This is a genomic window from Blautia sp. Marseille-P2398 (genome assembly GCF_964240315.1).
In the GTDB taxonomy this organism is placed as follows: domain Bacteria; phylum Bacillota; class Clostridia; order Lachnospirales; family Lachnospiraceae; genus Blautia_A; species Blautia_A wexlerae.
The window spans coordinates 161,933-185,915 of the sequence record NZ_CAXSTD010000007.1 but is presented as its reverse complement, the minus strand read 5'-3'; the positions used below and the strand labels follow the sequence as shown (position 1 = coordinate 185,915).

The following is a 23,983-nucleotide window of genomic DNA, read 5'->3' as shown; positions in this document are numbered from 1 at the left end:
CTTTATTCCCCTTCAGATAAAATCTTTGCGATTTTCTCTCTATCAACTTCCTCCGTATTGATTTCTCTAATTTGTCCGTTATGTAACAAAAGACACTTGTCACAAACATTTTGTAAACACTCTATATCATGGCTTGAAATAATGTAAATTCCTTTTTCTTTCTTGTGAAACTCTACTATTACATTTTCTAAAAGTTTCATTTGGACAGGATCAAGCCCTGAGAATGGTTCATCAAAAATAGTAATTTTTTCTTCTTGTATCATTGCACAAGCATTATTTAGTCGTTGCATTGTACCTTTTGAAAGTTCTGACGGAGAATAGTTCTCATACTTTTTTAATCCCAACCCATCTAAAATCCTCTCGATTTTATCAAATGCCTCTTGCTTTTTTATCTTTCTACTCGAAGCAATTAAAAGAAGATTTTCATATATTGTCAGCTCATTAAAAAAACTTGGTTGATCCATTGCATAGGCAACCGGCATATCAAGATAATCAACCTTGTTCATTTTTTCTCCGTCGATAGAAATTACTCCCGTATAATTTTTATCATAATTCGAAAGTATATTCAAAAGGGTAGTCTTTCCAGCTCCATTTCTTCCAACAAGTCCATAAATACAAGTATTTTCAAATGTATAGTTTAAGTTCGAAAAAACGACTGTTTCACCATATTTTTTAGTTAAATTTGAAATCTGAATCATAAAATTTCTTTTCCTCTCAAATCCATTTTCGTCAATCCGACTACTAACAATCCCATAAAGACTGCCGTGTTCACAAATAAAAGTACAACAACACTTTTTACCACTCCGAAAGTAAAAAGTATTGAGAAAACTTCTACTGACAATACAATAAAACACATATAATTTGTCAAATACTCTGTTATAATTTCTCCATAATAATTATTCATCTGTAATTTGGCATAGATAAAAGGTTTTAATAAATAACGGATTATAATACAAATAACCGGACAAATAAAAATCCAATTTTTATTCACCAAAGATGTTGCCACACCTTTACTCCATTGTACCGGAATTTCTGTCGGCAGCTTAGAATAAGACAATGTCCCAATAATCAAGCATAGTACGGTAATCGTTATCCAAGTAAGCATACTTCCCCATATATACAAAAAGCTAGCTGAATCCAGTTTGAAAACAATTTGATTATCTTTCCAATAATCCTGCAACTCTGTTACATATTGTTCTACCTGTAATTTTTCATAACTAATACTTTCTTCACCCAACATTTTTTCGCACATGCGTTTTGCCTTATTCAAATCAGTAATCTGACTATTTAATATTTCATTCTGCCTCTCAAGCGTTTCCTGCAATGTTACTTTTCCAGATATAATGCTTCGTATATCCTCAATAGAAATTCCTAATGTACGCAGATATGCAATCTTCTTTATATTTTCCACATCATTTTCTGAATAATCTCTATAACCATTACTTTCGTTTCTTGAAGGCTCAATGAGTTTTTCCTTTTCATAAAAACGAACATTAGAACGGGATAAACCTGTTCGTTCTTCTACGTCTTTTATTTTCATGTTATGCACTCCTTTCAAGCAACTCTATTTTATCTTAAGAATAAGCTATAAACAAGGTTTACAGTCAAGCATTTATCCAAAATCTCTTCTCTTTTAGTTATAAATCAATTCAGCATTCACAACCTCTCTTGCTCTACTCCAAATATTATTCATTTCTACTACCCAAGCCACCTGATCAGTTGCTTTAAGTTGTTCGGTAATACCTTCACTCTCTGCCATCTGCTCTACAATCCTTTCAAAGTGTTTCTGTGCCTGTTCTTCTATATCAGCCAAATAATCATTCAACCTTCCACTTGTAAGCAGATTCAGATATACACCTCTACGATATTCTTTGTGACCGTAAAGATTCGGTCTTTCTTCTTCAATCCGTAAAGCATCTGCAAATATTCCTGCATTTCTTCACAGAGGAACTTCGGCATTTTGATCACACGGTTACTTTTCTTTGTTTTCGGTGTGGTAATCACATCTTCGCCGTGTAATCGCTGATAGGACTTATTGATTCTGACCGTTTCTTTCTCAAAATTGAAGTCAGCGGCGGTCAGTGCCAACAATTCTCCCTCACGGATACCGCACCAGTAGAGCATTTCAAAAACGTAAAAGGAAACAGGAACAAGAAAACCGAAAGCGGAACTTATTGCTGCACTGGCACAGACTTTGGATGTTTCCCCTCATGCCCTCGATGTGCCTGACATTGACAGCTATATCGGACTGATACACACTTTATTTACCCTTGAAGATTTGTACGGTCTAACAGTCAGTGAATCAGACGAAGATATCTGCCTGAAAGTCGATACTTTCAAAGGCAAGGACGCTCACGAACTCTGGAAAATGCTGTATGCCTGGAAAGAGCAGGCTGACAAGCTATCTTCTGAAGAAATCAGCAAGGACAAATACGATGAGTGGCGTTACCACTACCCGGAATTTGATACTACGCAAACATGGGCAAAAGTTCCGTCACAGAAACTTAGCAACGCTCTGGTCGGAATATTCCAAGACCGACTCAAACCAGATAAATATGGATTTATTTGTTGCACAACCACCTATTAATCATTCTCTAACCCTAAAACCACTGGATTACGAGAATAATTGCTCTTATACAACCGTTATCAATTTGTTATCAAAAGACTTTTAAAAATGCTGCAAACCCGTATAAACGCTGGGTTTACTAAGTATTTTTGTTTATTCAAACTAAACTACAATTATTGTAATACCCGAAACACCCGAAAATCATTTCAAAAAACAAAGGTGCTACTTCCTGACGTCTTTTTCCGTCAGACAATAGCACCTTTCTCATATTTTATCTTATTTTTACAGATAGGAATATCCCATCAGTGATTCATCCACTGCTTTCGCAGCTTCTCTGCCTTCACGTATTGCCCATACTACCAGGGACTGGCCTCTGTGCATGTCTCCTGCTGTGAAGACTTTGTCTACGGAGGTCTGATACTGCTCTGGTTTTGTATCTACATTGGTTCTTCCATTGATGGCTACCTTAAATGCGTCTGTTACATATTTCTCACTGCCAAGGAATCCGGCTGCGATAAGGACTACATCTACAGGGATGACTTCTTCGCTTCCTTCTACAGGAACCATCATCATACGTCCTGTCTTTGGATCTTTTTCACTCTTTAATTTTGTGAGCTTTGCCTGGCAGACATTTCCGTTTTTATCTTTGATAAATTCTGTAACCGTAGTCTGGTATACTCGTGGATCATGTCCGAATACTGCGATAGCTTCTTCCTGGCCATAGTCTGTTTTGAGGACTCTCGGCCACTGCGGCCATGGGTTGGATGGTGTTCTTTCCACTGGCGGCTTGGGCATCATCTCTAACTGGATCACAGATTTGGCACCCAGACGGATAGATGTTCCTACGCAGTCATTTCCTGTATCACCGCCACCGATGACCAGAACATTTTTGCCTTTTGCAAGTTCATATGGAACTTTGGCAAAGTCAGAATCCAGAAGAGCTTTTGTTACCTGTCCCAGAAAATCTACTGCGAAGTAGATTCCTTTTGCATCACGTCCCGGAACTTTAATGTCTCGTGGATTGGATGCTCCGCAGGCAAGGATGACGCGGTCGAACTGTTTCAGAAGTTCTTCTGCTTTGATGTCCTTTCCTACGTTTACATTTGTAACAAATTTCACTCCCTCTTCTTCCATAAGATGGATTCTTCTGTCAACAACAGCTTTGTCCAACTTCATGTTAGGAATACCGTAACGGAGAAGTCCGCCTACACGGTCTTTTCTTTCAAATACAGTTACACTGTGGCCTCGTCTGTTTAACTGTTGGGCTGCTGCCAGTCCGGACGGACCGCTTCCAATGACTGCAATAGACTTGCCTGTACGTACTTCCGGAATCTGCGGGGTTACCCATCCGTTCTCATAGGCTGTCTCAATGATCGCACGTTCGTTTTCTTTGGTGGATACCGGTTCTCCGTTTATATTACAGGTGCAGGCTGCTTCGCAGAGTGCAGGGCAGACACGTGAAGTAAATTCCGGGAAGCTGTGTGTCTTGCTCAATCTTAAGAATGCCTGCTTCCAGTTGCCTGTATAAACCAGATCATTTGTCTCAGGTACAAGGTTGTGCAGAGGGCAGCCGGATGCCATACCGCCGATCATCATACCTGACTGGCAGAATGGGACGCCGCATGCCATGCAGCGTGCGCCCTGAAGTTTCTGTTTTTCTTTATTTAACGGGGTCCTGAATTCTTTGAAGTTTGCGATGCGGACCTTTGGCGGCAGAACTTTTGCCGTCTCTCTCTCATATTCTAAAAATCCTGTTGGTTTGCCCATGATTTCCTCCTCTTCGCCGCACTTGCTGCGGCAATAATGGTATGGCCCACGCCACCTTTTTATTTATTCTAAAAGATGACGGGGCAACATTGATAAGTTCACACGATATATTCAATTATTATCAATGTTTAGCGCCAATACTTTCATAGAACGCTTCCATCTGTGCCTGCTGACTGTTCAGACCTTTTTCTTCCAGTTTTGCACTTAAAGTGATCATCTTCTTGTACTCATTTGGAATGAGTTTCTTAAAGTGCGGCAGATAATAATCAAAGTCAGCCAGAACTTTCGCACCGAGTTTGGAACCTGTTGCTTCTACATGAGCTTCAATCAGGTCGCGAAGTTCTTTTTTGTCATATTTATTTTCCACTTTTTCGATGGAAATCATAGCTTTGTTCAGGTTCTTGTAAAGAACATTATCCACATCCAGTACATATGCGATACCGCCGCTCATACCTGCTGCAAAGTTCTTGCCAGTCTTACCAAGTACGACTACGCGGCCGCCTGTCATATATTCACAGCCATGTTCTCCTACACCTTCTACAACTGCAGATGCACCGGAGTTACGGACTGCGAAACGCTCACCTGCAACACCATTGATAAATGCAGTACCACTGGTTGCACCGTAAAGGGCAACATTACCTACGATAATATTCTCTTCTGCTTTGTATGCAGCTTTCTCCGGAACCTTCAGGATCAGTTTACCACCGGAAAGTCCTTTTCCGAAATAGTCATTGCTGTCACCGGTCAGTTCCAATGTAAGTCCTTTGGGGATAAATGCGCCGAAGCTCTGTCCGCCGGCACCGTTGCAGTGTACAGTAATGGTGTCATCTGTAAGTCCGTTTTTATTCTTTCTGGTGATTTCTGCACCAAGGATGGTTCCGAATGTACGGTCAATGTTTGTCAGATTTACAGAAAGCTCTGTTTTCTGACCTTTATTGATTGCATTTGCACATTTCTTAACCAGAACTTTTTCATCCATGGTTTTTTCCAGCTCGAAATTATATACAGCTTTCGGGTCAAAGGTAACTTTCTGGTCTTTGCCTGCAAATGGGTTGTTCAGAATTGCGCTTAAATCTACTTTACCCTGATGTGGTTCTGGTACATTGTCTGTCTGAACCAGAAGATCTGTACGTCCAACCATTTCGCTGACTGTACGGAATCCCAGTTTGGACATATACTCTCTTAATTCCTGTGCGATAAAACGCATGAAATTCTCGACATATTCCGGTTTTCCTTTAAATCTCTTGCGGAGCTCCGGATTCTGTGTTGCCACACCAACCGGGCAGGTATCCAGATTACATACACGCATCATCACACAGCCCATAGTTACAAGAGGAGCTGTTGCGAAACCGAATTCCTCTGCACCCATCAATGCTGCGATCGCAACGTCACGACCACTCATAAGCTTACCGTCTGTCTCAATGCGGACACGATTTCTCAGGCCGTTTTTAAGCAGTGTCTGATGTGTTTCTGCAAGTCCCAGTTCCCATGGAAGTCCTGCATTGTGGATAGAACTTCTTGGAGCTGCACCTGTACCTCCGTCATAACCGGAGATCAGGATCGTCTGTGCACCTGCTTTGGCAACACCTGCTGCGACTGTACCCACACCTGCTTCAGATACCAGTTTAACAGAAATATCTGCATATTTATTTGCGTTCTTAAGGTCATAGATTAACTGTGCCAGGTCCTCGATAGAATAGATATCGTGGTGCGGTGGCGGGGAGATCAGGCTGACACCCGGTGTGGAATGACGGGTTTTGGCAATCCATGGATATACCTTCTTTGCAGGAAGATGTCCGCCTTCACCAGGTTTTGCACCCTGTGCCATCTTGATCTGAATTTCTCTTGCAGATACAAGGTAACGGCTGGTTACACCGAAACGTCCGCTGGCAACCTGTTTGATTGCGGAGCATCTGTCATCACTGCTTCCTGCGGAATCCAGTCTTTCATCACTTTCACCACCCTCACCTGTATTGGATTTTCCATGGAGGTGGTTCATGGCGATTGCCAGTGTCTCATGTGCTTCCTGTGAAATGGAACCATAGGACATGGCACCTGTCTTAAATCGTTTTACGATATCATCTACGCTCTCCACTTCTTCAAGTGGAACCGGAGTCTCAGCAAACTTAAAGTCCAGAAGTCCTCTTAAGTTTCCGTGATTTTCTTTATCCACCAGATCTGTGTACTGTTTGAACAGATCGTAGCTTCCAGTCCATGTGGACTGCTGCAGAAGATGGATGGTCTGAGGATTGTAACGATGTTCCTCTCCCTGGCTTCTCATCTTATGTGCACCAACGCTATCCAGTGTTAGGTCTGTCGGAAGTCCTAACGGGTCAAATGCTTCTGAGTGAAGTTTCTCTACATTCTCTTCGATGTCTTCCAGTGTGATTCCGCCCACACGGCTGACTGTACCTGTAAAGTATTTCTCGATCACATTAGAAGAGATACCAATTGCCTCAAAAATCTGAGATCCCTGATAAGACTGGATGGTGGAAATACCCATCTTGGAAGCAATCTTTACAATACCGCTGATGACTGCATGATTGTAGTCATCTACTGCTGCATAGTAATCTTTGTCCAGCATATGGCTGTCGATCAGCTCATGGATTGTCTCAAGGGCAAGGTATGGGTTGATAGCACTTGCACCATAACCAAGTAAAGTTGCGAAATGATGTACTTCTCTCGGTTCTCCGGATTCCAGAATGATGGCAAGAGAGGTACTCTTCTTTGTTTTTACAAGGTGCTGATGAACTGCGGATACTGCCAGAAGTGACGGGATTGGCATATGATTTTCATCTACTCCCCTGTCTGAAAGAACAAGGATGTTTGCACCCTCACGGAATGCTTTATCTACTTCTACAAAAAGACGGTCAATTGCTCTCTCAAGCTTGGTGCTCTTGTAATATAAGGTAGAAACAACAGCTGTCTTGAAGCCCTCATGCTTGAAGCTCTTGATCTTCATCATGTCTGTATTTGTCAGGATCGGGTTATTAATCTTTAATACCTGACAGTTTTCCGGTTTCTGCTCCAGCAGGTTTCCGTCTTTACCTACATAAACACTTGTGCTGGTAACGATTTCCTCACGGATCGCATCAATCGGAGGGTTGGTAACCTGTGCAAAGAGCTGTTTAAAGTAGTCAAATAATGGTCTGTTCTGTTTGGAAAATACTGCAAGCGGGGTATCCACACCCATAGCTCCGATGCTCTCTGCTCCGTTTAACGCCATGTTTCTGATGGAAGTACGGTACTGCTCATAAGTATAGCCGAATGCTTTCTGCAGACGTGCTCTCTGCTCAGGTGTATATTCTTCCGGTCTTTCGTTAGGAATCTTGATATCTTTTAACTGTACCAGATGACTATCCAGCCATTCACCGTATGGCTGCATTTTTGCATAGCCCTCTTTTAGTTCATTGTCATCAATTACTTTTCCCTTTACAGTATCTACAAGAAGCATTTTTCCAGGATGGAGACGCTCTTTTAATACGATTTTCTCTTCCGGGATTGGCAGAACACCCACCTCTGAGGAAAGGATCATATAGCCGTCAGAAGTAATATAATATCTGGATGGACGGAGACCATTTCTGTCAAGGACTGCACCCATAACATCACCGTCTGAGAAGAGGATAGATGCAGGTCCGTCCCATGGCTCCATCATAGTTGCATAGTACTGATAAAAGTCACGTTTTGCCTGGGAAATGGTGTCATTGTTTGCCCATGGTTCAGGGATTGTGATCATAACTGCAAGCGGAAGTTCCATACCGCTCATTACCAGAAATTCCAGTGTATTGTCAAGCATTGCAGAGTCGGAACCGTTTCTGTTTACAACAGGAAGCACTTTGTGAAGCTGTCCCTCCAGGTATGGAGATTCCATGTTCTCTTCTCTTGCAAGCATCTTATCTGCGTTGCCGCGGATGGTGTTGATCTCACCGTTATGTACCATGAAACGGTTCGGATGTGCTCTCTCCCAGCTTGGATTTGTGTTGGTACTGAAACGGGAGTGTACCATAGCGATAGCAGATTCATAATCCGGGCTCTGGAGGTCTTCGAAGAAAGTACGAAGCTGTCCAACCAGGAACATACCTTTGTAAACGATGGTACGGCTGCTCATGGATACTACGTAAGTGTTGTCATTACTCTGTTCAAACTCACGTCTTGCAATGTAGAGCATACGGTCAAATGGAAGACCTTTTTCCACATCTTCCGGCTTTTTGATAAATGCCTGCATAATACATGGCATACATTCTCTTGCCTTGTGTCCAAGCACTTCCGGGAATACTGGGACTTGACGCCATCCAAGAAGTTCCAGGCCTTCTTTCTCAAGAATGATCTCAAACATCTTCTTTGCCTGTGCGCGTTTGATCTCGTGCTGCGGGAAGAAAAACTGTGCGATGCCATATTCTCTCTCATCGCCAATCTCAAATCCCTCTTTCTTACAGGCTTTCTTGAAAAATTTATGGGAAATCTGGAGAAGGATACCTACACCGTCACCGGTTTTGCCTTCTGCATCCTTACCTGCGCGGTGTTCCAGATGTTCTACGATCTTTAATGCATTTGCAACAGTATCGTGGGTTTTCTTGCCTTTGATATTGACAACTGCTCCGATACCGCAGTTGTCATGCTCAAATTCAGGCCTGTACATACCTTGCTGTTGCTGCTGTTCTCTCACTTCTTTCATAATCTCCTCATCCTTTCTATTTCTGCTGCTGTTCTTCGCTTATTTTCTTATCGACGGCCGCCTGGATGAATCCTCTGAATAAAGGATGTGCATGATTCGGGCGGGATTTGAATTCCGGATGGGCCTGAGTTCCTACATAGAACGGATGCCCTGCGATCTCGATCATCTCTACGATATGGTTATCAGGGGAAGTTCCTACAATATTCATTCCCTTCTCCTGGAGTTCTTTACGGAATGCATTATTTACTTCATAACGATGTCTGTGGCGCTCTTGGATTTCTTTTTTACCAAAAAGTTCATAGGATCTGGAACCTTCTGCAAGAATACATGGATAACTTCCAAGTCTTAAGGTTCCACCGATATCTTCGATATCTTCCTGATCCGGCATTAATGCAATTACCGGATGTTTAGTTTCCGGATTCAATTCAATACTGTTTGCATCTTCGTATCCAAGTACATGACGGGCGAATTCTACAATTGCCATCTGCATTCCCAGACAGATTCCAAGATATGGAATCTTATGTACTCTTGCATACTGTGCTGCCAGGATCATTCCTTCTGTACCTCTGTTTCCGAAACCACCCGGAACCAGAATACCATCTACATTGTGAAGCTGCTGATCCAGATTCTTCTCTGTCAGTTCTTCAGAATCGATCCAGTCAAGCTCTACCTTGGCTCTGCAGGAAATTCCGCCATGTTTCAGTGCCTCTACTACACTGAGATATGCATCATGAAGCTGTGTATATTTTCCTACAATTGCGATCTTTACTGTTTTATTCGGATTTCTCAGACTTTCTACCATTTCCTCCCAGTCACTTAAATCCGGTTTTCTGTTTTCCAGACGGAGACTTGAAAGAACTACATCTGCAAGCTTCTCTCTTTCCATTGCAAGAGGAGCTTCATATAAATATTCCACATCCAGGTTCTGAAGTACATGTGATACAGGTACATTGCAGAATAAAGCGATTTTTTCTTTAATGTCCTCTGTCAGCTCATGTTCACTTCTGCACACCAGTACATCCGGCTGGATTCCCATTCCCTGAAGTTCCTTTACGCTTGCCTGTGTAGGTTTTGTTTTCAGTTCTTCAGATGCCTTTAAATAAGGAATTAATGTTACGTGAATCAGGATTGCATTGTCATGTCCCACATTGAGCTGGAACTGACGAATTGCTTCCAGGAACGGTTGGCTTTCAATATCACCGACTGTTCCTCCCACCTCGATAATGGCAATCTTGTTTTCCTCCGGTGATTTGGCGCGGTAGAAACGGCTCTTGATCTCATTTGTAATATGAGGAATTACCTGTACGGTACCCCCGCCGAAATCCCCGTGACGTTCTTTCTGAAGAACAGACCAGTAAACCTTACCGGTTGTCACATTGGAATTTTTATCAAGACTCTCATCAATGAATCTCTCATAATGTCCCAGATCCAGGTCTGTCTCTGTACCATCGTCTGTTACAAAAACTTCTCCGTGCTGAATCGGGTTCATGGTTCCGGGGTCGATATTGATATAAGGATCAAACTTCTGCATGGTTACCTGGTATCCTCTCGCTTTCAGAAGACGCCCCAGAGATGCAGCTGTGATTCCCTTTCCAAGACCGGAAACAACTCCTCCTGTAACAAATACGTATTTCACTGCCATTTTGATTTCCTCCTCCATCATCCTTTGTTAATAAAAAAGCGTCAGATGCAGCTATCAGAGGGCACTTGACCCATCTGGTATTCTGCATCTGACGCCTTTGTCAGATCATCATATCTTCTATAATAATATGTTCAATTGGCTTTCTTTAAAAATATGCTATACTATAAAACATTTTTTTTCGTTTGTCAATAATGAATTTCCCGTTTTTAAGCAAAAACAAATCAAATAAGTTCCTTCTGATAAACTATGAAGCAGTTATATTTTATGGAATTACTCTGAACACAGTCATAATACAGAAAAAACGAATCTGTAAAAATTCATCTTCCAGACCCGTCTTCTCTGCAATAATTATTCGGTTATAAAAATGCAAAATTTATGCAACTGCAAATTTCTTCAATGTACGATCAAATTCCCGGCTCTCCCCGTGGCAGTCTACTGTCAGTTCTCTGGTCAGATCCAGACTAAGTACACCAAGGATTGATTTGGCATCAATTAAAAATCTGTTGTAATAAACATCAATATCAAAATCACATCTGCTTGCAGCATTCACAAATTCCTGCACCTCTTCAGTTGCATTTAACTTGATTTTACTCTGTGACATCGTGATCACCCTTTCTGAAAACATTCTTTGTTTTTTTCTATCAGACGCCCATATTATGTTCCACATTTCAGAATTTGTCAAGTTTTTAAATTTATCCAATTTTCATAAAGCGCAGGGGTTCTATTGTGCATTTTGTTCGTTTATATATGTTTTCACAGCATTATTTTATACATTATGTATGGCTTCATCCTATATTGGTTTTACCATTATGTGAGATTGATTCCATATATCATCGACAGGTTTCTACATTTTTTATGAATTTTTGCGACTTAACACTTCACAATATCTGCAAACTCCGCATTTGTATAATCCGGAATCTCCATCGGATAATTTCCATCAAAGCATGCCTTACATAAGGGCAGGCCGCCCGCCATTCCTTCCAGATAATCTGTCTGCATGTAGCCAAGCGAATCTGCTCCGATCATTTTACAGATTTCCTCCGTGCTGTGGCTGGCTGCAATGAGCTGATCATTTGACGGCACATCCGTTCCGAAATAGCATGGATGTAAAAATGGCGGTGAACTGATACGTACGTGCACTTCCTTTGCTCCCGCCTCTTTTAACATGTGGATCAGGTTTGCAATGGTTGTTCCACGAACAATAGAATCATCCACCAGAACAATCCTCTTATCTTTTACAACAGATTCCAGCACACTCAGTTTCAGATGAACACTGGACTCACGTTCTTCCTGAGTCGGTTTGATAAATGTTCTTCCAATATAGCTGTTTTTATAGAACGCAAATGCAAACGGGATTCCTGATGCTTCGGAGTATCCCTTTGCAGCAGGGAGTCCGGACTCCGGTACACCTGTTACAAGATCTGCCTCTACAGGATAAGACTTGGCAAGAGATTTACCGCCGCGGATTCTGGCATCATAGACCTTCACCCCATCAATGGTACTGTCAAGTCTTGCAAAATATATATACTCAAACACACAATGCGCGCGTTTTGCAGCAGCAGACGCAAGCTCTTTATTTGACTTCAGTCCGTCTTTTGTGATCGTAAGGATCTCACCCGGCTCAATGTCACGGATAAATTCCGCACTTACAGATGTCAGTGCACAGCTCTCGGAAGCAATAACATAAGCATTTCCTCTTTTACCGAGACACAATGGTTTCAGTCCATATGGATCGCGGACTGCGATCAGTTTTCTCGGGCTCATAACTACCAGACCATATGCACCTTTGATCTTCTTTGCAGTCTTTAGCACTGCCTCTTCTACTGTTTTAGAATGCACACGTTCTCTTGCGATATGGAACGCAATAACCTCTGAATCTGTAGTTGTATGGAAAATCGCTCCATTCTGGATCAGTTCCCATTTCAGTTCCGGTGTATTAACCAGATTTCCGTTATGTGCAAGTGCAAGAGTTCCCTTTACATAAGACAAAACAAGGGGCTGTGCATTCTCTGCAACAGAAGCTCCTGTTGTGGAATATCTTACATGACCAATACCAATATCTCCCTCATATTTACGGACAACATCCTGTCTGAGAACTTCACTTACAAGTCCCAGATCCTTATGAAACTTCACATTTCCACGCTCTCCCTTAGTATCAGAAACTGCAAGTCCGCAGGATTCCTGTCCTCTGTGCTGCAGGGAAGTCAGTCCATAATATATGGACGGAACTACATTGCCGCCATCCAGATCATAAATTCCAAAGACGCCGCACTCTTCTTTTATTCCAGCCATCTGATTTCCTCCGATCGTATTCTCTTGTCTGACTTTAACTTTACTTTCAAAACCCGATGACATTGTTTTCTTATGTTTGACGGGTTCCAAAATCAAATTATAATAATAGAAACAAATTTGTCAACCTATCCTTTTTTTGCCATATCTCAAAAATTTTTTCAAAAAAAGTGCTTGACATCTGTTTGCATTTCGTTTATAGTACAGCACATAAAGCAAAGGCGCTTTGGAAAGATCTACAGAGATCTCATCCAGGGCGCTTTTTTCGTTTTATAAAACTTTCGTTTCATAGAAAATGTTCGATGAGGAATTTTCTATGAGACGAAAACCGCAGGCAGTCACAATGGTGATCTGCAGCGGCACTACACATATTCAGAAAATATTGCAAACCGAAAGGAGAGTACCTATATGGCACAGAATATCCCTGAACTGTACGGCAGCCTGGTCTTCAACGACAAAGTAATGAGAAGTAAACTGCCAAAAGACATGTACAAAGCATTAAAGAAAACAATCGAGAGCGGTACACACCTTGAACTTGATGTTGCCAACTCCGTTGCTGTTGCAATGAAAGAATGGGCTACCGAGAACGGCGCCACTCATTATACTCACTGGTTCCAGCCAATGACAAACGTAACTGCAGAGAAACATGACAGTTTCATTTCTCCTACAGGAGATGGTCAGGTGATCATGGATTTCTCAGGTAAAGAACTTGTAAAAGGTGAGCCGGATGCTTCCAGTTTCCCGTCAGGCGGTCTTCGTGCCACATTCGAGGCAAGAGGATATACAGCATGGGATCCGACATCACCGGCATTCATCAAAGACGGAACTCTTTACATTCCTACAGCATTCTGCTCCTACAGCGGAGAAGCTCTTGATAAAAAGACCCCTCTCCTTCGTTCCATGCAGACACTTGATAAAGAAGCTACAAAACTTCTCCATATAATAGGTAATAAAGATGTCAAACACGTAAATACAACTGTAGGTCCTGAACAGGAATACTTCCTGGTAGACAAGGAATTATACAAGCAGAGAAAAGACCTTGTATTCTGCGGACGTACATTGATCGGTGCTCCTGCTCCTAAGGGTCAGGAAATGGAAGATCATTACTTCGGTGCTCTGAAACCTCGTGTTGCAGCTTATATGCATGACCTGGATGTAGAGCTCTGGAAACTTGGTATTCCTGCCAAAACAAAACATAACGAAGTTGCTCCTGCACAGCACGAGCTGGCTCCTGTATTCGATACAACAAACGTTGCGGTTGACCACAACCAGTTAACAATGGAAGTAATGAAGAAAGTTGCCGACAAGCACGGACTTGTATGCCTTCTTCACGAGAAACCATTTGAGGGAATCAACGGAAGTGGTAAACACAACAACTGGTCTATGATTACAGATACCGGTGTAAATATCCTTGATCCGGGAAAAACACCTGCTGAAAATACACAGTTCCTGATTTTCCTGACAGCTGTTATCAAAGCAGTTGATGAATACGCAGATGTACTTCGTATTTCTGTAGCAAGTGCAGGAAATGATCACCGTCTTGGTGCAAACGAGGCTCCGCCTGCTGTTGTATCCGTATTCCTCGGTGATGAACTGACAGAAGTATTAAAATCTATCGAAAATGACGAATATTTTGCAGGAAGCCGCGCAGTCCAGATGGATATCGGTGCAAAAGTACTTCCACATTTCGTAAAAGACAATACAGACAGAAACCGTACTTCACCATTCGCATTTACAGGTAACAAATTCGAATTCCGTATGCTTGGTTCCGAAGCTTCTGTTGCAAACCCGAACATTATCTTAAACACTGCTGTTGCTGAGTGTGTTCACCAGTTTGCAGAACAGTTAAAGGATGTACCGGAAGACAAGATGGAGGATGCAATCCACGAACTGATCAAGAAGACAATTATTGATCATAAACGTGTTATCTTTAATGGAAACGGTTATACAGACGAATGGATTGAAGAAGCTGAAAAACGTGGTCTCTTTAACCTGAAATCCACACCGGATGCTCTTCCTCAGTGGATCGCAGACAAGAATATTGAACTCTTTACCAAATATCATATCTTCACAAAAGAAGAAATTGAATCCCGTTATGAGATCTGGCTGGAATCCTATTCCAAGATTCTTAACATTGAGTCCAATACTATGGTTGAAATGGTACAGAAGGATTTCCTTCCATCTGTATTCGCATATATCGACAAAGTTGCAGCTACTGCTGTTGCTAAAAAATCAGTTGTTTCAGATGTCAGCACAGCTTCTGAAGGAAAACTGATCAAAGAGCTGTCACAGCTTGCTGATGAGATTTCCACAGGTCTTGAGACCTTAAGGGCAGACACTGCCAAAGCACTTGCTACAGAAGATCCTCTGGCTAATGCAAAAGCATACCAGACAGTTGTTCTTTCTGATATGGATGAACTCAGAAAATCTGTAGACGCAGCAGAAACTCTGATCCCGGATGCACTGCTTCCATATCCTACATATGACAAGCTTCTGTTTTCCGTTTAACTAACAGGTAATAACAGGGGAATATCTTTATGAACTCTACTTCATAATTCATTATCGATTTCCTCATCCATTAATCACACGATATTTTGATGTTCCCCTGTTTTACATATAATTTTGATTTTAAGCTGTATTGCATACGGTCGCACGAAATGTCTTTTTTATTACATCAGCTATACAATACAGTATAAATATGGATTTTATATTCGCAAAAGCGCGATGAACTGGTTACATTTCCAGACATTGCGCTTTTTGCATTTTATAAAATATGAGGAAATTTTTATGAGGGAGGAATATTATTATGGAATTTTCCGCAGTAAACACAATATGGGTGCTGGTCGGCGCCGCGCTGGTCTTCTTTATGCAGGCCGGATTCGCAATGGTAGAAACAGGCTTCACACGAGCCAAAAACGCAGGTAACATTATTATGAAAAACCTGATGGACTTCTGTATCGGAACCCCGGTCTTCTGGCTGGTCGGCTTCGGTCTGATGTTCGGTGCAGGTAATGGATTTATCGGAAAGATCGGTGGTATTGCAACAGAAGCACACTATGGTTCAGGAATGCTTCCTGACGGAGTTCCTTTCTGGGCATTCTTAATCTTCCAGACAGTATTCTGTGCAACATCCGCAACAATTGTTTCCGGTGCAATGGCAGAACGTACCAAGTTCCTTTCCTATTGCATCTACAGCCTTATGATCAGTCTTGTTGTATATCCAGTATCCGGACACTGGATCTGGGGCGGTGGATTTATCAGCCAGATGGGATTTCATGATTTCGCAGGTTCCTGTGCAGTACATATGGTAGGTGGTGTGGCAGCTCTGATTGGTGCCATCATCCTTGGACCTCGTATCGGTAAATATACAAAGGGTGGCAAATCAAAAGCTATCCCAGGGCACAACCTTACAGTTGGTGCTTTAGGTGTATTTATCCTCTGGTTCTGCTGGTTCGGATTTAACGGCGCTTCCACAGTCAGCATGGAAGGCGATGCAATTGTAAGTGCAGGTAAAATCTTCGTTACTACTAACCTTGCAGCAGCTGTTGCAACTGTAACTGTTATGATCATCACATGGGTACGTTACAAAAAACCGGATGTTTCCATGTCTCTGAACGGTTCTCTTGCAGGACTTGTAGCAATCACGGCAGGATGTGATACAGTTTCTCCTACATCTGCAGCGATCATCGGTGTTGCTTCCGGTTTTATCGTAGTATTTGGTATTGAATTTATTGACAAAGTCCTGAAAATCGATGACCCTGTTGGTGCTGTCGGTGTTCATGGTTTAAACGGTGCTTTCGGTACTCTTGCAGTTGGTCTTTTCTCCGATGGATCAGGCACAGACTGGAAAGGACTTCTTACAGGTGGCGGCTTCCATGGATTTGGTGTTCAGTTCACAGGTATGATCATCACAATCGCATGGGTTGTTGTTACTATGACAATTATCTTCCAGGTAATCAAACATACAATCGGACTTCGTGTTTCAGCTGAAGAAGAGATCGCAGGTCTTGACTCCAAAGAACATGGTCTTGCAAGTGCTTATGACGGTTTCGCAATGGCTGGCGTTCCGACTCCTATGGGAACTTCCATAAAAGCTCCTGTTGTCACAGCCAGACCTTCTGCTCCTGCTGAATCAGTTCCCGAACTTCCGAAAGAAGGCGTTCATAAACTTACAAAAGTTGTTATCATTACCCGTCAGAATAAGCTTGATGAATTTATGCAGGCAATGAACGAGATCGGTGTTACAGGTATCACTATTACGAACGTTCTCGGATGCGGTGTACAGAAAGGTGCTCCATCCTACTATCGTGGTGTTGAGATGGAAATGAATCTTCTTCCTAAGATCAAGATTGAGATTGTTGTCAGTCTCGTACCTGTACAGAAAGTTATTGAAACTGCCAAGGCAGTCCTCCATACCGGTCAGATTGGTGATGGTAAAGTATTTGTATATGACATTGAAAATGTCGTTAAGATCCGTACAGGCGAAGAAGGTTATCTCGCTCTCCAGGATACAAAATAAATAAGCAATCAATAAATATCCTGCTATAAGGTCAGGAGCCCGGATTTATTCCGGACTCCTTTTTATTGTTCACTACCATTATGCAATCTGGGCAGATTCCAGCGATAATGTGCTGCCAGATACCGAATCAGTATGATTACGAAACAGGCTACCATCATAGCTTCCACATTTCCTACAAAACGATTCATGTACACACATACAACCGCTCCTACAATAGATGCGCATGCATAAATATGCTTTACAAAAATATAAGGCGGTACTCCTGCCATCATATCACGCATCAGGCCTCCCCCTACTCCGGTAATCGTTCCCAGAAATACCAGGAGAAACACATTATCCATATATCCACTGCGAATTCCTGTATTCACTCCCACTACCGTAAAAATTCCTAAACCGATAGAGTCCATCACCAACATGACTCTGTCATAGGTAAGCCGCATATGCCCTTCCAAAAGCTGCCGTTTCCAGTAAAAAGCCAGAAAAACCACACAGGAAGTAATGGTAGCCACCAAGGCATATACCGGATTTGTAAACACATTAGGTGGAATAATCCCCAGCACAATATCCCGGATCATACCTCCGCCTACAGCTGTAACTACACCCAGTACGCTCACACCGAAAATGTCCATATTCCGTTCTACACCTACCATTGCCCCGGAAGCAGCAAAAGCAACCGTACCTGCCATTTCCATAAAAAAAGTTATAATACTCTGATAATCCATATTAACCTCTGACTTTTACATTTTAGTTCATAAATTATATCATTTTTTATAACTTATGTGAAGCAGGATCCTGCTTTTTTAGACATCTTATTTTTTTATTTTCTTCACAGACGCTCCCTTAAACAAAGCTCCGTCTACTGAGAAACGATCAATCAACGTAGTCTTGGGATTCTCAATCAGATCGATCAGCTTCTCCGCAGCTATCCTGCCAATTGCCGCTGTGTCCTGACAAAGGGTGGTGAGCTTTGGCTCCAGAATTTTCGCAATATCAATTCCATCATAACCTGCAATAGAAATATCATCAGACAGCCGCTTCAGTATCGGAAGAACCCTGAACTGCAACATCCTCTGTAATAGATTTTACGCTTTCTTTTGTGTAATAGCCTCTCGTACCTGCTCAACGGACAGCAATGTGGTCTCTGCAATTTTATCAAGATCATGCTCTCCATTTTTCCACATATTCCATGCGATTTTTTTACTTCTGCTTACTTCTGCCTCATCACGTTCTCTATCTACAATTACCTGCATCGTCTTGCACATATCAGCCACTCCTTTCGGTTCCTCTTTAAAATATCTTACTCTCGCAGCTATTTTTGCATTATGCATTTCGTGATAATTAACACAGTTAAAATCATGCATTAGCCAGCCAACCTCATCATCTCCTCTGTAAGAGCCATTTACATATACAATATGTGCTTTATCATTAAACAGTTTCCCTGTTTCCTGTACTGTTCTTTCTATTGTATAAATCGGAAGTCCACCTACCAACACATCATTAGACGTTATAAATATGATATATGTCTCTGGCATCTCTGTATATTTACTTCCTGATGTTGTAAGTCTGGTATCAAATAATGAGCTGTTTAATCTGGCACGTTCTGGTACTGCCCCACTATCATCCTGTTGGACCTCGATATCGTACTGTTTTCCTTCGGAATCATTAGCGTATATATCTAATCTGACAGATCGTCCAAACAAATTTCCAATCGTCAACTGTGTAACAGATTTCGTTACCGTCAGATCATCTCTTTTTAAAATGATCTTCAAGAGTTCCTCAGTACACTCTAAATCACTGGAAAACACCTGTGTCATAAACGTATCATCCATTAACGTAAACTTGTTAATGGCGTCCATGCGTTCTGTATTTTTCTCGTCTAAATTCAACACCTGCATTCATTCACTTTCTTTTCATATTCTTATTATAAATGCTTTCATTATACTTATGCAATAAGATTTTTTCGACAAAACAGTAAGAGAATCATGCATCCTCTTCCAGGTCTTAAATGGTATTTTTTACTTCTGCCATTTCCAACATCATTGTTACTTAACTACTTTTCCTGTAGGTGTTACCCCAATCCGGAGAACATGTGAATACAATTTTCCACCCTTTTTCTGTACCGCTTTGCAATTTCCCACTGCATATATTCCGGATGGATAGTGTGACTTTGAAGTAACCGTAAAAGTATTAGATGCATTATTATATCAGTTCATAGATGTCTGTTTACACTGGCTAGCCATTATATAAGAACAGTCCCCTTAAAACCCACTGTACCATCGTTGCATTGTCACTTTTTCTGTATATTCTCCACTGCTGTCCATACTCTACCCTGCTCACTGTCGAAGCAGCCCTTGTTAAAATTGGCTTTGATTCCCACTCATTAATTTCAGCGGCATATTCTGCGTCTATATTGTCGTCATTAGTGGAAATCAAATTCATGGATTCAATTCCTGCTTCTGATAGTTTTATGTTGTCATCCTGCATAGCAGCTTCAAAATCTGCCTCTAATACTTCGGCCTCACTGTCTGACTGCGTTGAGCCAGTGCTGTTTCCAGAATATGAAGTTTCTAAAAAATCATCCAGTCCCAGACCAATTCCATCTTTCATGGCCGATTCAAAATCTTGCTGTAGTTTTTTATCGCTCACGTCTGCTTGACACTCCGTTGCGAAATCATCATCGCACATTGCTCCTTCATCAAAAGAATATAACTCCGTTGATTCATCCGCATACACATCTGCCGCATGTACAGGCACTTCCAGCATTCCTATCAAAGAAATCATCAGTAAATATAGTGTAGCTTTTTTCATGATTTTGTCATTTCTTTCTCTTCTATTACTGCATATTTTCAGATTTATTAACTGAATTATTGTGTTTTTCCAAATCTTTAACACAAATAATAATTCCTCAATGTCATTTAGTTAAGCCTGCGTGACAATTTAAACAGAGTGTTGTTGAATATTTGAACACACTCTGTTTAGACGACGGCTATACGATAAATAGTACAAATCTTGCATCATCACCGAATATTTCATTTCATCTCCCGTAATGGATGTTCCCATGTATCCCTCTATAAAATCGAAGTATCCATTCGTTCCAGCATTCTTTTCCCAAGTATCTATCGAAGCCTTAATCCTTAGCAGACACATTACCGGAATCTTATAGTATTGTTGCATTTTCTTTAAATCTAACTCATGCTGCCTCCCTCTGGAAATAAGCAGCTCCTTTATTTCACTATTCGTGTATGGATCAAATGCCATAAGCAGGGCAGTTTCAAGCCGTTCATTATCCTCATTGCGAAAGTTTCCCGTGTCAAAACTTTCTCCGGTACATCTTGATTTAATATCAAACAATACAAGGGCAATTGCCTCTTTCATTCTTCTGCTGTTTGAAGCGGGAAACTTTCGATGGATTTTTAACGCATTACTTTCCATCGGCAAAAGAAGCATACTGTAAGTTTCCTCATCACCTTTTCTGATTTTTCCAAACTCTTTTTCCATTTGAGAGTATATTTTTTCAAACTGATATAACTGCATTTTTCTTCTCTCTTCCTTTAGTTTTTATCCTCATTTTTTTCAAAAAACACTTGACAGGATAAGCAATATATGTTGTGTAAGCCTTGAATATAAACACATTTCAAGGAGGCACCCTATGACTCAAAACTTTTTAGCTGACTTAAAAACAACACTCGAAAACTGCATTGCTGAACTGGATGAACTTCATTTCATGTTCTGCCAAAACCCGGAAGCTGATTTCACAGGAAATCGTAAACTTTCTTTCCATGATTATATTCAATTTATGGTTCAAATGCAGAGTAAATCTGTTTCAAATGAAATCCTGGATTTCTTTGAGCATTCACTTGCAGCCCCTGCAAAATCTTCTTTTACCCAGCAGCATTTCAAACTCCAACCGGAAGGATGGAGCTTTCTGTTCCATATTTTTGTGGAACAGTGCAGGGAACTTTCTGATCAGCCCTATCACGGCTATCGCCTTTTAGCATGTGATGGTTCCGATGTCAATATAGCACGAGACCCAGAGGATGAAAGAACTTTTATCCATGAAGGCGAAAAGGGTTACAATGCGATTCACGTCAATGCTCTTTACGATATCATGAACCATACTTACTGTGATTTTCTGGTTCAGGGAAAAAAGAAGCTTCATGAACGTGCTGCACTGAATACCATAACTGACCGTTATCCCGATTCTGTGCCGGCAATTTTAATGGCAGACCGGGGATATGAAAGCTTCAATGTCTTTGCTCATCTTATTCAAAAGAATATGAAATTCATTATTCGCATGAAAGACATCAACAGTAACGGCATTCTTTCCGCTTATGATCTACCTGACAGTCAGTTCGATACCCATATAAAAACCACTCTTACCAGACGCCATACAAAAGAAACTCTTGGGGATCCCAATACGTATACCATTCTTCAGCAGACTACCGATCTGGATTTCCTGGATGAAAACTGTACATATTATGATATCGAATTCCGTATTGTTCGTATTCTTCTTGATAATGGGACCTACATCTGCATTGCCACAAATCTTTCGGAAGAAGACTTCCCCTTAGAAGAGATTAAAAAGCTTTACAGAATGCGCTGGAGCGAGGAAACAAGCTTTCGTGAGCTGAAATACACCATAGGTCTTGTTAACTGGCATAGCAGCAAGTATGACGGGATCCTTCAGGAACTCAATGCCCGGATGATACTATATAACTTCTGCGAATTTGTGACAGCTCAGGCCGTTGTGAGAACACGAGATAACACAAAGCATATCTACAAAATAAATTTCGCCACCGCAGTCAACATATGCAGAGCATATTTAAAACATAGCAGTGACGAAATTGAGACCATGCTTCTCATACAAAAGCACCTGACACCAGTCAGGAGCAACCGTAAATATCCTATCCGCCTCCGTCCAAAGAGAAATAGGGATTTCATGTATCGAGCGGCTTAAATATCATCACTATTATACTTCTTTTTCAGACAGATATGCAATCTGTCTTTTTGGTATACGAAATTGTATTTTATGTTCTTCACAGGTAGTCATCTGGGGGGGGCAGACAGGACTTCCCATTGAACATAATATTTCTTAACTGAACCATGTTTTCTAAAGTCAAATAACGTGATATACTGTTTTTATCAGACGAAATGCTTATCTAAATGACATTGATAAAAATATATGTATGATAAATTTATACATATCTTTTTCAGTTTCCTTTTATTCCGCAGCAGATTCTGCTTAATTGCCCCTTCTGACATCTTATGTCTGGCGGCAATATTTTTAATGGATTCCATTACCCAATATCTCTGGACAAAATATCCCTGTCCCTGTCAGATAAACCGCCCAGGAAACGATTGATGATTTCTATCAGTTCCTCAGCTTCCATATGTTCATCTAAAATATGCGTTCTAGCGGTATTTAAACTTTCTACCTCTTCCGTTATGTTTGCAATATGCATATCCATCCGTTTTGCCGCATGCTTTTTTCTTAACATATCAATTGCGAATCCTCTTGTAATTTTTCCTAAGAAAGCTACCAGTTTTGGCGGCCTTTGGGGTGGGATATACCGCCATGCCGCAAACCATGTATCATTTACACACTCCTCGGAATCTTCCCTATTCATAAGAATCTTCCACGCAATAGAATAACAAGTGGAATTATACTTTTTATCAACTAATTGTATTGCATTTTCATCTCTTCTCCAGAACAAGTCTATAATATAAGTATCTTCCATACAGCTTTCTCCGATTTCGTACTTTCAAACATCCTGTGCAAATATCATAACAAAAAAGGCTCTCATAATAAACATCGTATTTCTTATGCTTTGGTTACGCTTTCTCTTCAAATTTCTGTTTCATGCTCTTATCTTCATCTACAATTCGTAGTATTCCCCCAATGGTGCAGAAACTTATTTTCGTTCTATATTCAAAAATTTCTGCCAAAGTGAGCTGTTTATATGTTATCATGTAGGTATATCTCCTTTAGGTGGATTGGTTAATTAGTTTCTAGTCAATTCTATTTTACCATAAACCTTGAGGAGATATTTTATTTTAACGACAAAAAACACCGTATTTATGCAGTGTTTGGCGTTTCGCAAACGCCTATACGTATTCACTAAATGAAAGGAGACAAATATATGCAAGCAAAATCAAAAAACCTAATTATTGGGTGCATTGCTACAATGGCCATCGTTGCAACTATTTCAACTGTGCATGGACATGTCTGTTTGGATAAACCCTTCACTTCTCATGAACATACCTGGGAAATTATTGAAATCAAAGAGGGAAAGGAATATATTTCTTGTCCGTGCGGCTGTATGGAAACACGAGATCACAATCACAAGTGAAATATCGCACGCATTGAAGGGAATACTCTATTTTTTGTTGTGACTGTGGATGCAATGAGAGTTGTGACCTTAGTATGTTTGAGGAAGTGTCAGTTTGACACTTCTCAGGCTTACTGAAGTGGAAACCCTCGGTATGAGGACAGCCTATTTTGCTGTACTACATAGACGGTTCCGT

The 23,983-nt window shown here is 41.1% G+C and carries 18 protein-coding genes and 3 pseudogenes; 5 read left to right on the top strand and 16 right to left on the bottom strand.

The window, feature by feature from the left end:
- Positions 1-2 precede the first annotated feature (2 nt).
- The 4 genes and pseudogenes from ACESZG_RS10055 to ACESZG_RS10040 form a co-directional block, all read right to left on the bottom strand.
- Positions 3-698, bottom strand: coding sequence for an ABC transporter ATP-binding protein (locus tag ACESZG_RS10055; RefSeq protein WP_025579458.1), 696 nt, complete (start codon positions 696-698; stop codon positions 3-5).
- Positions 695-1,540: a MerR family transcriptional regulator gene (locus ACESZG_RS10050; RefSeq protein ID WP_025579456.1), complete on the bottom strand. Its 846-nt coding sequence runs from the start codon at positions 1,538-1,540 to the stop codon at positions 695-697. The genes ACESZG_RS10055 and ACESZG_RS10050 overlap by 4 nt, the downstream gene beginning before the upstream one ends.
- A gap of 93 nt (positions 1,541-1,633) precedes the next feature.
- Positions 1,634-1,873, bottom strand: a pseudogene (locus tag ACESZG_RS10045) (TnpV protein); the annotation flags it as partial.
- Positions 1,867-2,148, bottom strand: a pseudogene (locus ACESZG_RS10040) (site-specific integrase); the annotation flags it as partial. The pseudogenes ACESZG_RS10040 and ACESZG_RS10045, both read right to left, overlap by 7 nt.
- Between ACESZG_RS10040 and ACESZG_RS10035 the strand changes: the two are divergent.
- Positions 2,141-2,587 (top strand): annotated as a pseudogene (locus tag ACESZG_RS10035) (transcriptional regulator); the annotation flags it as partial. The pseudogenes ACESZG_RS10040 and ACESZG_RS10035 overlap by 8 nt on opposite strands.
- A gap of 261 nt (positions 2,588-2,848) precedes the next feature.
- On the opposite strand, the gene ACESZG_RS10030 reads toward ACESZG_RS10035, so the two are convergent.
- From ACESZG_RS10030 to purF, 5 genes are all read right to left on the bottom strand, one after another.
- The gene (locus tag ACESZG_RS10030) at positions 2,849-4,333 is read right to left on the bottom strand and encodes a glutamate synthase subunit beta (RefSeq protein WP_025579452.1); all 1,485 of its coding nucleotides are present in this window, start codon (positions 4,331-4,333) and stop codon (positions 2,849-2,851) included.
- A gap of 121 nt (positions 4,334-4,454) precedes the next feature.
- Positions 4,455-9,008 (bottom strand): glutamate synthase large subunit, encoded by a 4,554-nt coding sequence (gltB, locus tag ACESZG_RS10025; protein WP_373218079.1) that lies wholly within the window; start codon positions 9,006-9,008, stop codon positions 4,455-4,457.
- Between the two features lie 16 nt (positions 9,009-9,024).
- The gene (locus ACESZG_RS10020; RefSeq protein WP_195982053.1) at positions 9,025-10,650 is read right to left on the bottom strand and encodes a CTP synthase; all 1,626 of its coding nucleotides are present in this window, start codon (positions 10,648-10,650) and stop codon (positions 9,025-9,027) included.
- 373 nt (positions 10,651-11,023) lie between these two features.
- Positions 11,024-11,251, bottom strand: coding sequence for an HPr family phosphocarrier protein (locus tag ACESZG_RS10015; RefSeq protein WP_020993699.1), 228 nt, complete (start codon positions 11,249-11,251; stop codon positions 11,024-11,026).
- A gap of 269 nt (positions 11,252-11,520) precedes the next feature.
- A complete protein-coding gene (purF, locus tag ACESZG_RS10010; protein WP_022381205.1) occupies positions 11,521-12,942 on the bottom strand; it encodes an amidophosphoribosyltransferase in 1,422 nt (473 codons plus the stop codon).
- Positions 12,943-13,347: 405 nt separating this feature from the next.
- On the opposite strand from purF, the gene ACESZG_RS10005 reads away from it, so the two are divergent.
- Both ACESZG_RS10005 and ACESZG_RS10000 read left to right on the top strand, forming a co-directional pair.
- Positions 13,348-15,447, top strand: a complete 2,100-nt coding sequence (locus ACESZG_RS10005; RefSeq protein ID WP_195982052.1) for a glutamine synthetase III — start codon at positions 13,348-13,350, stop codon at positions 15,445-15,447.
- A 298-nt stretch (positions 15,448-15,745) separates the two neighbouring features.
- Positions 15,746-17,458: an ammonium transporter gene (locus ACESZG_RS10000; RefSeq protein WP_373218076.1), complete on the top strand. Its 1,713-nt coding sequence runs from the start codon at positions 15,746-15,748 to the stop codon at positions 17,456-17,458.
- Positions 17,459-17,520: 62 nt separating this feature from the next.
- On the opposite strand, the gene ACESZG_RS09995 is transcribed toward ACESZG_RS10000, so the two are convergent.
- The 5 genes from ACESZG_RS09995 to ACESZG_RS09975 form a co-directional block, all read right to left on the bottom strand.
- Positions 17,521-18,180 carry a trimeric intracellular cation channel family protein gene (locus tag ACESZG_RS09995; protein ID WP_118569735.1) on the bottom strand — a complete coding sequence of 220 codons (660 nt, stop codon included), beginning with the start codon at positions 18,178-18,180 and terminating at the stop codon, positions 17,521-17,523.
- An 87-nt stretch (positions 18,181-18,267) separates the two neighbouring features.
- A complete protein-coding gene (locus ACESZG_RS09990) occupies positions 18,268-18,525 on the bottom strand; it encodes a substrate-binding domain-containing protein (protein ID WP_226839487.1) in 258 nt (85 codons plus the stop codon).
- 15 nt (positions 18,526-18,540) lie between these two features.
- A complete protein-coding gene (locus tag ACESZG_RS09985; protein WP_019161176.1) occupies positions 18,541-19,353 on the bottom strand; it encodes a PD-(D/E)XK nuclease family transposase in 813 nt (270 codons plus the stop codon).
- A gap of 337 nt (positions 19,354-19,690) precedes the next feature.
- Positions 19,691-20,350: a hypothetical protein gene (locus ACESZG_RS09980; protein WP_019161175.1), complete on the bottom strand. Its 660-nt coding sequence runs from the start codon at positions 20,348-20,350 to the stop codon at positions 19,691-19,693.
- A 45-nt stretch (positions 20,351-20,395) separates the two neighbouring features.
- Positions 20,396-20,992 (bottom strand): hypothetical protein, encoded by a 597-nt coding sequence (locus ACESZG_RS09975; protein WP_019161174.1) that lies wholly within the window; start codon positions 20,990-20,992, stop codon positions 20,396-20,398.
- A 115-nt stretch (positions 20,993-21,107) separates the two neighbouring features.
- Between ACESZG_RS09975 and ACESZG_RS09970 the strand changes: the two genes are divergently transcribed.
- Entirely contained in the window at positions 21,108-22,415 is a 1,308-nt protein-coding gene (locus ACESZG_RS09970; RefSeq protein ID WP_118136687.1) for an IS4 family transposase, read from the top strand.
- Positions 22,416-22,755: 340 nt separating this feature from the next.
- Here the strand turns inward: ACESZG_RS09970 and ACESZG_RS09965 are convergent, their stop codons facing one another.
- On the bottom strand, positions 22,756-23,196 hold the full coding sequence (locus ACESZG_RS09965; RefSeq protein WP_227567412.1) for an RNA polymerase sigma factor: 441 nt from the start codon (positions 23,194-23,196) through the stop codon (positions 22,756-22,758).
- A 94-nt stretch (positions 23,197-23,290) separates the two neighbouring features.
- On the bottom strand, positions 23,291-23,428 hold the full coding sequence (locus ACESZG_RS09960) for a hypothetical protein (protein ID WP_019161172.1): 138 nt from the start codon (positions 23,426-23,428) through the stop codon (positions 23,291-23,293).
- A gap of 170 nt (positions 23,429-23,598) precedes the next feature.
- On the opposite strand from ACESZG_RS09960, the gene ACESZG_RS09955 reads away from it, so the two are divergent.
- Complete coding sequence (locus ACESZG_RS09955) at positions 23,599-23,808, top strand: hypothetical protein (protein ID WP_019161171.1); 210 nt, start codon at positions 23,599-23,601, stop codon at positions 23,806-23,808.
- Positions 23,809-23,983: the final 175 nt, after the last annotated feature.

What these genes read in the sequence shown, in the direction of transcription:
- ACESZG_RS10055 (WP_025579458.1), bottom strand. Translation starts at nt 698, where the DNA reads ATGATTCAGATTTCAAATTTAACTAAAAAATATGGTGAAACAGTCGTT.
- ACESZG_RS10050 (WP_025579456.1), bottom strand. Translation starts at nt 1,540, where the DNA reads ATGAAAATAAAAGACGTAGAAGAACGAACAGGTTTATCCCGTTCTAAT.
- ACESZG_RS10030 (WP_025579452.1), bottom strand. Translation starts at nt 4,333, where the DNA reads ATGGGCAAACCAACAGGATTTTTAGAATATGAGAGAGAGACGGCAAAA.
- gltB (WP_373218079.1), bottom strand. Translation starts at nt 9,008, where the DNA reads ATGAAAGAAGTGAGAGAACAGCAGCAACAGCAAGGTATGTACAGGCCT.
- ACESZG_RS10020 (WP_195982053.1), bottom strand. Translation starts at nt 10,650, where the DNA reads ATGGCAGTGAAATACGTATTTGTTACAGGAGGAGTTGTTTCCGGTCTT.
- ACESZG_RS10015 (WP_020993699.1), bottom strand. Translation starts at nt 11,251, where the DNA reads ATGTCACAGAGTAAAATCAAGTTAAATGCAACTGAAGAGGTGCAGGAA.
- purF (WP_022381205.1), bottom strand. Translation starts at nt 12,942, where the DNA reads ATGGCTGGAATAAAAGAAGAGTGCGGCGTCTTTGGAATTTATGATCTG.
- ACESZG_RS10005 (WP_195982052.1), top strand. Translation starts at nt 13,348, where the DNA reads ATGGCACAGAATATCCCTGAACTGTACGGCAGCCTGGTCTTCAACGAC.
- ACESZG_RS10000 (WP_373218076.1), top strand. Translation starts at nt 15,746, where the DNA reads ATGGAATTTTCCGCAGTAAACACAATATGGGTGCTGGTCGGCGCCGCG.
- ACESZG_RS09995 (WP_118569735.1), bottom strand. Translation starts at nt 18,180, where the DNA reads ATGGATTATCAGAGTATTATAACTTTTTTTATGGAAATGGCAGGTACG.
- ACESZG_RS09990 (WP_226839487.1), bottom strand. Translation starts at nt 18,525, where the DNA reads ATGTTGCAGTTCAGGGTTCTTCCGATACTGAAGCGGCTGTCTGATGAT.
- ACESZG_RS09985 (WP_019161176.1), bottom strand. Translation starts at nt 19,353, where the DNA reads ATGCAGGTGTTGAATTTAGACGAGAAAAATACAGAACGCATGGACGCC.
- ACESZG_RS09975 (WP_019161174.1), bottom strand. Translation starts at nt 20,992, where the DNA reads ATGCAGTTATATCAGTTTGAAAAAATATACTCTCAAATGGAAAAAGAG.
- ACESZG_RS09970 (WP_118136687.1), top strand. Translation starts at nt 21,108, where the DNA reads ATGACTCAAAACTTTTTAGCTGACTTAAAAACAACACTCGAAAACTGC.
- ACESZG_RS09965 (WP_227567412.1), bottom strand. Translation starts at nt 23,196, where the DNA reads ATGGAAGATACTTATATTATAGACTTGTTCTGGAGAAGAGATGAAAAT.
- ACESZG_RS09960 (WP_019161172.1), bottom strand. Translation starts at nt 23,428, where the DNA reads ATGATAACATATAAACAGCTCACTTTGGCAGAAATTTTTGAATATAGA.
- ACESZG_RS09955 (WP_019161171.1), top strand. Translation starts at nt 23,599, where the DNA reads ATGCAAGCAAAATCAAAAAACCTAATTATTGGGTGCATTGCTACAATG.